The 10,646-nt window shown below is 66.8% G+C and carries 7 protein-coding genes; 2 read left to right on the top strand and 5 right to left on the bottom strand.

Translation table 11 applies throughout. The annotated features are described in order from the left end of the window. Positions 1-299: 299 nt before the first annotated feature. The 3 genes from AC1D34_RS27120 to AC1D34_RS27110 form a co-directional block, all read right to left on the bottom strand. Positions 300-4,619 carry a translocation/assembly module TamB domain-containing protein gene (locus AC1D34_RS27120; RefSeq protein ID WP_476825867.1) on the bottom strand — a complete coding sequence of 1,440 codons (4,320 nt, stop codon included), beginning with the start codon at positions 4,617-4,619 and terminating at the stop codon, positions 300-302. Then, positions 4,619-6,568: an autotransporter assembly complex protein TamA gene (locus AC1D34_RS27115; RefSeq protein WP_441504780.1), complete on the bottom strand. Its 1,950-nt coding sequence runs from the start codon at positions 6,566-6,568 to the stop codon at positions 4,619-4,621. The genes AC1D34_RS27120 and AC1D34_RS27115 overlap by 1 nt, the downstream gene beginning before the upstream one ends. Before the next feature lie 252 nt (positions 6,569-6,820). Next, a complete protein-coding gene (locus tag AC1D34_RS27110; RefSeq protein ID WP_441504781.1) occupies positions 6,821-7,576 on the bottom strand; it encodes a fumarylacetoacetate hydrolase family protein in 756 nt (251 codons plus the stop codon). 197 nt (positions 7,577-7,773) lie between these two features. Between AC1D34_RS27110 and AC1D34_RS27105 the strand changes: the two genes are divergently transcribed. Both AC1D34_RS27105 and AC1D34_RS27100 read left to right on the top strand, forming a co-directional pair. Continuing rightward, positions 7,774-8,127 (top strand): VOC family protein, encoded by a 354-nt coding sequence (locus tag AC1D34_RS27105; protein ID WP_441504782.1) that lies wholly within the window; start codon positions 7,774-7,776, stop codon positions 8,125-8,127. 75 nt (positions 8,128-8,202) lie between these two features. Next, positions 8,203-8,337 (top strand): hypothetical protein, encoded by a 135-nt coding sequence (locus tag AC1D34_RS27100; RefSeq protein ID WP_441478378.1) that lies wholly within the window; start codon positions 8,203-8,205, stop codon positions 8,335-8,337. A 47-nt stretch (positions 8,338-8,384) separates the two neighbouring features. Here the strand turns inward: AC1D34_RS27100 and AC1D34_RS27095 are convergent, their stop codons facing one another. Both AC1D34_RS27095 and AC1D34_RS27090 read right to left on the bottom strand, forming a co-directional pair. Next, a complete protein-coding gene (locus AC1D34_RS27095) occupies positions 8,385-9,302 on the bottom strand; it encodes a dihydrodipicolinate synthase family protein (protein ID WP_476825866.1) in 918 nt (305 codons plus the stop codon). A gap of 45 nt (positions 9,303-9,347) precedes the next feature. Continuing rightward, positions 9,348-10,646 (bottom strand): tripartite tricarboxylate transporter permease (locus AC1D34_RS27090; RefSeq protein WP_476825865.1); only part of this gene is annotated, 1,299 nt, incomplete at its 5' end.

Below are 10,646 nucleotides of genomic sequence, written 5' to 3'. Positions count from 1 at the left end.
TCCCTGAACCATTCAGAGGCGAAGACGAAAAACAGCGACCGGGAACGTCCCGACGCACCTTCACCATACGAATGCCGGGTGGCCGATCAACCGAGATCACGCCGCCGCGAGGTCCGAGGGGGTGCTTTGAAACCCGGTGTTGCAGGCGCGCCACGCTTTGAGGGTCGAAATTTACCCGCCGTTAACCGCGCGCGCCGGCTGGGCATGTCCTGCAGGCAAAAGGCGGCAGAATCACGGCCTGTTCGAATCGGGATGGGCGACTCAAGCCACAGCCATCCGGAACGGCGCGCTGGCGCCAGTCAGTATTCCCACTCGGCGCCGACGCCGACGGCAGCGCTGCCATCCGCGCCGGTTTCGGCCTGGATGCGAAGCCGCTTCGTTACATCGATGCCGATCGAGACGCCGCTATCCTCGGRCTTGGCGCCGGCCTTGATTCCGATCGAGACGTTGTCGCCGATATAGCGGGAGACACCGACGGTGGGTCCGCCGGCACCCATCTGGATGTCGAGATTGTCGACGCCGAGCGACTTGCGCAGCTTCTCGAAGGCATCGTCGCCACCGGTCCCCGCGAATTGCGCGGCCGTCTGCGCCAGCTGAAGGGCCTGGAAGGGCGAGAGCGAGCCGGAGGCACGGGCAAAGAGCAGACGCGACAGCACCTCGTCCTGCGGCAGCTCGGGCTGAGAGGTGAAGGCGAAGGCGGGCTGGTCCGCCGGCCCGGTGACGAGGATTCGCGCGGTCACGTCCGAGGCGCGGGTCTCGGCGACGAAATCGAGCTCCGGAATCACGCCACCCGTGAAGGTCAGGCGGCCGCGACTGAAATCGAGCCGCTGGCTCGCGACCGACAAGCGGCCGCGCCTGAGATCGAAGCCGCCATCGAGCACGGGGGCCGAAAGCGTGCCGCCGACGCGCAACTCGCCGCCAAGCTCAGCGTCGATCCCGCGTCCACGGATGAAGACGCGGTTCGGCGCAGAGATGGTGACGGCGAGTGCGGCATCGAAGGCAGGCGCCGCGCGTCCGCCTTTGCCGGCGCTGCGCGCCGCCTTGCGTTGCGCGGCAATCCGCACCGCCGCAGCGCCCTTCGCATTGACGTGACGAATTCCGTCGACGGGACGCAAGGAAGCCGGCAACCGATCCGGCACCGCGACGTCAAGCGAGATGATATCGACATGCCCATCGACGCGCGGGCGCTGCGCCAGGGGACCGCCGATCGCGAGATTGAGGTCGGCGACCGATGTCACGATGCCGTTCGAGACAAGCTGGGCACGGCGTCCCTCGATTTTGATCTCTCCCGGGAAACCGGCGGCGGGGTCGACGCGGACCTGGCCTGACGCCGACAACGTGCCGCCATTGGCCGCGCGGGCAACCGCGCGTTCAATCCGCAGATTGTCGCCATTGGCAGCAATGCGCGCCTCGATCCCGGTCACCCGCACGCCCTGGAGAGCGTCGGTGAAACTGCCATTGGCGAGGGTCGCAACGCCGTTCAGTTCGGGCGCTGCCGCCGTGCCACCGGCCCGCAGGTCGAGCGTCACTGTGCCGGTCAGCCGCTGCCCCTGCGCCGCGAGCAGCGCATTGGCGAGAGCAGCGTCGAGCTTGCCCTGAATGGTGAGAGCGAGCGCGCCGCTTGCGCTCAGGGGCGCCGTGCCGCGAACCGCGAGATTCGCGCCGCGGCCGGCCGTCAGCGTCGCTTCGACGCTGGTCTGCCGGCCGGAGAATTGACCGTTGCCGCTGATCTCGACCGGAGGCAGGCCGGCGCTCCGGGTTTCGGGAGTCACCAGCCGCGCGATCCGGATCTGCCAGGGACCGGCGAGATCATCCGGCTTGCCGGACATCTGCGCCTCGGCGTTCAAGGTGCCGGACAGATCGAGCTTCGGGGCCACCAGCTTGACCGCCGAAAGCGGGATGTCCTTCGCATTCACGCGCAGATCGAGCGTCTCGCCCGCCCGGCCATCAAGGCTGAGCCGGCCGGCGTCGATGGCGAGCACCAGCTTCGAGATCTCGACACCGCCAGTGGGGAAACTCAGCGAAGCGGGGTTGGCCAGCGTGATGCGTTTGCCCTCGCGCCGGGCATCGAAGGAGGCGATGTCGAGCCGCAGCGGATCGCCGGGAACAAGCTGGCCAGCGCCATTGAGCGTGAAGCCCCGGGCATTGGCGCTGAGGGTGAAGGCGCTCGCATCCGGCCCGCCCTTCGAATCGAAGCGGATCGCGTTGATCGCCTCGCCAGAGATCACCGCGCGATCGATGGCGATCGCAGCGTCGATCGCCGGGCGGCCATGGAGATCCGTGGCACCGACGCTGGCATCGAGCTTGTCGAGCGAAACCCCGGCGGCATTGATGCGCGTGCCCTTGGCTTTCAGGTCCAGGTTCTGCCGCCCCTCGACAAGAGCGAGCGTGAGGTCCGCATCGAGCTGTCCGCCGAGCCTGGTGAGGGCCAGAGCCGAGAGATCGTCGAGATTGCGCGCGGCGAGCGTCAGCCGACCGGCTGCGCGCCTGGCCTGGTCGAGYGTAACCGCGCCGGTCAGCTTCACCGAGCCGATGGCGAGATCGAGCTTCGACAGGTCCCAGGCATCATCGGGCAGGCGTGCAAATTGCAGCGTGCCGGTCGCGGGCTTGCCCTCGATCTCACCCGCGAGCGTCGCCCGCGTCTCGAGCGCGCCCTGCAGGTCGCGGATCACGGCATCGATCGACAGCCGCGGGATCGGACGACCGAGCGCGCTCGCATTCGTCACCGCGATCCGTGCCGAGGCATCGAGCTTGTCCTGCGGTCCGGTCAGTTGTGCCGTGACCTCGCCCTTGCCGGAGAGGCGTGGATCGGCCCGCTTCAGGTCAGGCAGGGTGATGGCAGYCCGCAGATCCGAGCGCTCGCGGCCGATGCCGCCATCGGCCGTGAGGGCGACATGCTGCCCGGCGAGACGAAGACCACTGACATTCACGCCGCCGTCAGCGAGTGTCCCGACGCGCCCGGCCAGCGTCAGATTGCCGGCGAGCAGCCGGTCGAGCGCCGCCTCCCCGGTCCCGATCTGATCGCCACGGCCATCGAGGCTCGCGGAATAGATGTTCTGGCGCGGCACCGCATCGAGATCGGCGCCGAGCTGTGCCTTGCCTGAAAGCTTGCGGCCGGCGAGCCCGCTGAGGCGCGAGAGATCGGGCAGGACTGCGCGAGCCTGCCCCAGGATGCGGGCCTTGCCGAGCTGCCCCTTGTAGTCGAGTTCCACGCCGGACATCGCGAGCCGCAACGTCTCGAAATCGGCACTCCCCTCGCCCCGCCCTGTCCCGCGCAGCGTGAAGACGATGCGGTCGCCGACGACGCGGGCGAACCTGGGATCGGCTAGCGCCACGCCCGTCGCCTCGCCGTCCGAGACTAGCGCGATGCGCGTGTCGGCATTGCCGATCGATCCGTTCGGCGTCGCGGTGAACCGCGCCACGAGCTTGCCAAGACGACCGGTCGGCAGGCGCAGATCCTGAGCGTCGAGCGAGGCGACGACGCGCGGCCCGTTCACCGGGCCATTGACGGTGGCATCCAGGGCGAGCTTGCCGATCTCGGTGCCGGCGGCAACAGTGCGGCCATTGGCATTGGGCACGGCTGCGGCCGTGACGCGAATATCGAGATTCTTGTCGGCCCCGTAGCGGCCGACGACATCGAGGCGCGCCAGCGCCGAAACGAGCGCGATGTTGCGCAGGTCGACGGCACCGTCATCGACGAAGCCGACCGTGCCGTCGAGACGGGTCGAGCCGGCAAAGACCGGTGCGGCCGGCGCCGGCATCAGCCCTTCGATACGGGCATCGAGGGCCAGGGCCAGGTCACGGCCAGTACCGACGCGCGAGAGATTGGCCGAGCCCTGCGCCCCAATGGTCGGGCCGGCCGTGAAGGTCAGGGTCGAGCGGAAGGCGTCGAGCGGGCCATCGCCATTGAGGTCGAGCTTGACCGGCGGCTGGTCCGGGAGATTGGCGACACGCGCGATCAGGCCGCCCTGCGGCTCGTCGACCTTGGCGGCGATCTGCAGGCGCGTAGTCTGCGGCACGAAACCGAGCCTGAGCGTGAACTCGCCCGGCGCGTCGAGCCGGCGCGCCTCGAGACGCAGCGAAAGCCCCTCGGATGGAGCGCCGAGCGATGCTGCGCCGGTCGCACCCAACCGGGCCGGCACGCCGACGATCGGGGCGCCCAGCGACAACTCGCCCAGCTGGAAGGCGGTGATGTTCACCTTGACCGGCAGCTCCGGAAGGAGCGGCTGGTCGCTGGTCGGCGCTGCGGCCGGATCGGCAATCGGCTTGCGCAAGATCTCGAGCGTGCCGATCTCGAGCCGGTCGACCTCGAGCCTGCCGAGCAGCAGGGCCGTGCGGGTCCAGATCAGCCGTACGCGGTCGACCCTCAGCCAGGCGCCGTCGCGATCGGAGAGAACCACATCACGGATCGTCGCGTCGGAGGACAGCGCGCCATCGACCGCCCCAATCGAGACCTGGCTGTTCGGTGTCGACAGGGCGCGCGAGATCAGGTCGGCCAGAACCCCGCGATCATTCTGCGCGTTCTGAGCGAAACCGCCGAAGCGGGCCGAGACGACCAGCCCCACCACCAGCAGCAGGGCCAGAAGCGCCAGGCGCGAAAGGGTGAGCCGGTTGCCCATCAGAAGGCCTGCCCGATGCTGATATAGACCGCGACCGGCTTGTCGCCCTTGCGCGGATTGAGCGGCGCAGCGACGTCGAAGCGGATCGGGCCGATCGGCGTATAATAGCGCAACCCGAGACCAGCCGACATCCGCAGCGTCTGATTGAAGGCCGGGAAACTCTCTTCGAAGGCCGTGCCGACATCGAAGAACGGCACGATGCCGATGGTGTTGGTGATCTTGATCCGCGCCTCGACCGAGGCTTCGAACAGGCTGCGTCCGCCGATCAGCTGGTTGTAGGGGCCAAGCGGTGACAGCGTGCGATAGGCGTAGCCGCGCACCGAACCGCCACCGCCGGCATAGAAGCGCCGCGTCGACGGGATCTCGTCGAGCGCTGCGCCGGCCACGGAGCCGAAGCCGATGCGCCCAGCCAGCACATAACGGGCCTCCTCATCGAGCGCGTAATAGCCGGAGATCGCGCCCTTGGTCTGGACGATGCCGACCGTCGATCCCATGAAGGTCGGATATGCCGCCACGGAGGCGGTGAGGCGGACACCGCGCGTCGGATCGAGCAGGCTGTCGGTCGTGTCGTATCGGACAGAAAGCGGGATTCCGACAAGGGTGTAGGTGATCTGACCCAGCACATCGCTGGTCTGGCCGCGCTCGACCTCCAGGCCGGCCTGGACCGAGAAGGTGTCGCTGAAACGCCGGCGAATGCTGCTGGTGACATTGGCGTAGCGGGCGGTATAGCCGCCATAGCGATTGGTGCCGACGCGCTCGCGCGTCGCGACGCCGTCGACCAGCAGGTCGTAACGGGTTCCGTTCAGCGCCGGCTTCATGAAGCTGAACGCAAAGCGCCCGCCAAGGTCGGACTGCTCGAAATCGCCAAATCTCTGGATCGTGGTGCCGTTGATCCGCGGTGCGAGAAAGAGATCGCCCTCGAGCCTGAGCCGCTCGGCACCGCCGAGCAGATTGCGGTGCTCCCAATAGGTCCTGACCGCCGGACCATCGATGGTGGAAAAGCGGCTGGAAAAGCCGATCAGCCGCTTCGGCCGCTCCGTGATGTCGACAAAGATCGGCAGGTTGCCATTGGCGTCGAGCCGGTCGGCCTCGCGGATACGGGCGGAGCCGATGGCCGGAATTGAGGTGATCGATTTGCGCGTGTCGGCCAGCGCCTTGGGCGAATAGGGGTCGCCCGGCTCCAGATAGATGAAGGAGCGAACGACATGCGGCGGGACATCGACCGTGCCCTCGATCCCGACATCGCCGAAACCGGCGACCGGCCCGGGCTCGACGACATAGGTCACATCCATGATCTTCGCCGCATGATCGACGACCGGGCGTAGCGCGACCACCCTGGCGAGCGGGCGCGACTGGTTGCGCAGGTGATCGACCAGAGATGACTGCGCCGAACGCAAGGCGGCCGAAGTCGCGGGGTCGCCCGATTTCAGGCGCGCGACCTTGTGGGGATCGGCAATGGCACCGCCCCCGCCCTTGCCCTGCTCGACGACCTCGACATTGCGCAGGCTGAAGAGCGGGCCGGTCACAACCCGCACGGTGACCGGCGCCGGGGCCCGGTTGCGATAGGCTTCAAGCGCGCGCACCAGCGCCGGGCCRGGCTCGTTGCCGAGGCGCAGACCGTTACCGTCGACCGCGATCGTCACATCCGCATTGAAATAGCCCTGCGACCAGAGGGCATCGATCAGCGGGTTGAGATCGGCGACCATGCGCCGGGCCAGGGTCTCGCCATCGGGCGGCGCATCCTGCCTGAGCCGGTAAAGCAGCGAGGCGTCGCGCAGCGTCAGCGTCAGGGCCTTGGCATCGGTGGCCCCGCTGACGTCGAACTCGAGCTGATAGGGCAGCGTCGTGCTGCTGACCGCAGGCGGCTTATCCGAGGAGCCGAACAAGCCGAATATGTCGAGCGAGGAGAGGTCGAAAGCCTCGGCGGGTACCGGCTGGATGGCAAGCATAGCGGCGAAAGCGTAACCGCCTCCGCCTGCAACCCCGCGCACCCTACGCCGCAAACCCCGCATCATTCCTCCAACGCAACACTATCAAGACCAATAGAATGAGATGATTTTGTGGTCATGCCTCGTCATGACCACAATTCTGCTCGTCAAAGCTGTCCGTGGCACGCCTGCAGCCCGCGATAATTGCCTCGGGCCGCGCGGCGAAAGCGGGCTCGATTGCAAGCTGCCTCGTCCTGCCCGGCGGTCCCGACGTCAGGCGAGCGCGAAAGAAATCGCGGCCAGCGGATCGAGCCTGACGATGACCGGGCCGAGATTGGGCGCCAGAACGCCGCCGCAAAGGCTGCCGGTGGTGATGATCTGGCCGGCCACGAGGCCGCCAAGCGCGCTCTCGGTCTCACGATTGGCCCAGGCCAGCACCGGGGTCAGCGGGTCGCCATTGGCGTGGTGAGCAGGCTTGTCATAGAGCACGTCGCCGTCGAGTTCGACCGTGCAGGTGAGATCGGCGATCTCGTCGAAGACCTCGAAGGGAACGTCCTGGCCGATCAGATAGCCGCCATGGCCCATCGCATCGGCCAACCAGAGCGGGAATGGAACATGGGTCCAGTCGGCGATACGGCTTTCGATGATCTCGATGCCGACGAAGGCGCTGTGGCAATGCTCCAGAAGTTCGGCCCGGCTATAGGGTTTGCCAGGACGGCGCGGCATGTCGCGCCCGAGTCGGATCGCGAGCTCGACCTCGAGCCGCAGCTCGGCTCCGGGCACCGAGCGATAGGTATCGCCAGGCTTCAGGAACGGCCCGGGCATCAGTCCGACGAGCCCGCGCCCATCCGTGATCGAGACCTTCCAGCCGAGATGCGCATAGCCCATGTCGCTGCTGACATCGGCCTGCACGGCCAGAGCCGCTTCGAGATCGGCCGGAACGGGAAGCGTCTCGATGTCGACGAGGCTGCGGCTGCGGCGCGCCCGGACGAAGGCTTCACGCAAGGAGGTTTCGGTCGTCGTCGGCATGCGTCTCGCCCCTATCAGTCTGAGCCTGTGGATGTGCATGGTGCACAGGAGGCCCGGTGATTGCCAAGCTGCTACAGCAGCACGGCGCCCTTGAACAAGATGCGCCTCAGCAGCGCCCCTGATCCTTCACCTCCTGCCGGATCATGACCGGAGGCTGCTCCATCAGATCAGACGAACATGAATCGAAGGAGAACGTCATGAGCCCATCGTCCAATGACCGGCGCATCGACTATGTCGAGTTCGTCGTTTCCGATCTCGGCCGGGCGCGCGCCTTCTACGAGAAGGCCTTCGGCTGGACGATGACCGATTACGGGCCGGAATATTGCGCCTTCACTGACGGCCGTCTCGAAGGCGGGTTCACCACCCAGGGCACGCCGCAACCGGGCGGCCCACTGATCATCCTCTATGCCGATGATCTTCCCGCGTCACAGGCGCAGGTCGAAGCCGCAGGCGGACGCATCGTCAAGCCGGCCTTCGATTTCCCCGGCGGGCGGCGTTTTCACTTCGCCGATCCCGACGGCTACGAGCTCGCGGTCTGGACGAAGGCATAGGCGCCTTCGTCCAAAATCCCGGGCAAGACGCCGCGTTTCATGCTAGGGTTGCTCCTGCATATGTGGAGGCAACCCATGCGTGCCATCGAGCAGTTGCTGTCGGCCTATATCACCTGGCTGTCCCGGGCGTTCCAGGTGACGCCGGAATTCATCACGAGAGACCGTCGCGGCAACCTGCCGCCGCCGTCCGGCGGCATCGGGTCCTATTGACCCGACGCTGATCCTCTCCCGGCGGGCGCCAGCCGCGGCGCGCCGCCTCATTTCCCCCAGCGCAGCGCCAGCGGGTCGAGTTCGCGCGCCAACTCGATCAGGCCCTCGCGGGTCTTCGGGTGCAGCGGGGTCAGCGGGTGGCGGACGGCTTCGCTCCTGATCACGCCGCCCTCCTTCATCACCGCCTTGGCCGAGCGCAGGCCGCATTGGCGGTTCTCGTAATTGATGATCGGCAGCACGTCGCGATAGAGCGCCGCCGCCGTCTTGCGATCGCCCGAGGCATGCGCGGTCAGGATCGGCTTGATCAGGTCGGGGATCATGGCACTGGTCATCGTGCCGGTCGCGCCGGCATCGAGATCGGCCATCAGCGTGATCGCCTCCTCGCCATCGAACGGGCCGACGACGGCCTCGCCGCCCGCCTCGATCAGGGCCCGCAGCTTGTTCGCCGTGCCGGGAACCTCGATCTTGAAATAGCGGACGAGCGGGACCTCCTTCGCCAGCCGCACCATGAAGGGAACCGTCATGGTGACGCCGGAGAGCGGCGCGTCCTGCAGGATGACCGGAAGGCCGCAGGCATCGGTGACATGCTTGAAATGCTCGATCATGCCCTGCTCGTCGGCCTTGAGCAGCGCGCCGTGATAGGGCGGCATCATCATCAGCATCTTCGCGCCGGCATCCGCCGCGGCCTTGGCGCGCTGAGCCGCGATCCGGGTCGAGAAATGCGAGGTCGTGACGATCACCGGCACGCGGCCGGCGACCTGCTCGATCGAGAGGCGCATGACCTKGTCGCGCTCCTCGTCGGTGAGCAGGAACTGCTCGGAGAAATTGGCCAGGATACAGATACCGTCGACGCCCTGATCGACCATCAGGTCCATGACACGCCTGTTGCCCTCGATGTCGAGGTCGCCGTTGTCGTGGAAGATCGTCGGAGCGATCGGCAGAATGCCCTTATAGGGTTCGGTCATGGTCGGACTCTGTTTTCGCGGAGATACGGAGGATCGAGGCAACGGTCAGGCCGGGCGCGTGGCGCGGCCGCCCTTGAGACGACGCAGGCCTGAGCCGAGCAGCGGCATGACCAGGAGCAGGACACCGATCGACATCAGGGTCGAGACCAGCGGGTTCGACCAGAAGATCGAGAGCGACCCTTGCGAGAAGATCATCGATTGCCGGAAGGCATCCTCGGCCTTGTCGCCGATGACCATGGCGAGCACCAGCGGCGCGATCGGATAATCGAGCTTCTTGAAGAGGTAGCCGACGATCCCGAAGATCAGCGCCAGCCAGATGTCGAATTCCTTGCTGGCAACGGTGAAGGCACCGATGAAGCAGATGATCACGATCAGGGGCCCGACGATCGAGAACGGGATGCGCAGGATCGAGGCGAAGAGCGGCACGGTCGCCAGCACGACGATGACCGCGACGACATTGCCGAGATACATCGAGGCGATCAGGCCCCAGACGAAATCCGGGCGCTCGACGAAGAGCATCGGGCCGGGATTGAGCCCCCAGATCATCAAGCCGCCCATCATCACGGCGGCCGTCGCCGAGCCGGGAATGCCAAGCGCGAGCATTGGCAGCATCGCGGCCGAACCGGCMGCGTGGTCGGCGGTCTCGGGCGCGATCACGCCCTCGGGCTCGCCCTTGCCGAACTTCTCGGGATTGCGCGAGGAGCGCTTGGCCATGGCATAGCTCATGAAGGAGGCCGCGGTCGGGCCTCCAGGCGTGATCCCCATCCAGATGCCGATGACGCTGGAGCGCAGCAGCGCCAGCCAGTAGCGCGGCAGCTTGGCTGCGGTCTTCAGAACGTCGGTCATCCTGACCTTGGCGTGGACACCGTCGAACTTCAGCCCCTCCTCCATGGTCAGCAGCAATTCGCCGATGCCGAACAGCCCGATGACCGCGATGAGGAAGCTGACGCCGGCGAGCAGCACGTCGAGATCATAGGTCAACCGGACGCTGCCGGAGACCGAGTCCATACCGACCGAGGCGAGCGCAAAGCCGACACCCATCGAGACGATGGCCTTCAAGGGGGTGGCGCCACCAAGGCCGATGAAGCTCGCAAAGGTCATGAAATAGACCGCGAAATACTCGGGCGAGGAGAATTTCAGCGCGAATTTGGCAACCCAGCCGGAGAGCAGCGTGATCAGGATGACGCCCGCCATCGCGCCGAAGCCGGCGGAGAGGAACGCGAAGGACAAGGCTTCGGTCGCCCTGCCCTGCTTGGCCATCGGGTGACCGTCGAATGTGGTTGCGACGGAGGACGGTTCGCCCGGGATGTTGAACAGGATCGAGGTGGTCGAGCCACCGAAAAG

The organism is Allobosea sp. P1_A7 (assembly GCF_056406775.1).
The sequence above is the reverse complement of the archived record's forward strand: the minus strand, read 5'-3'. Positions and strand labels throughout refer to the sequence as shown.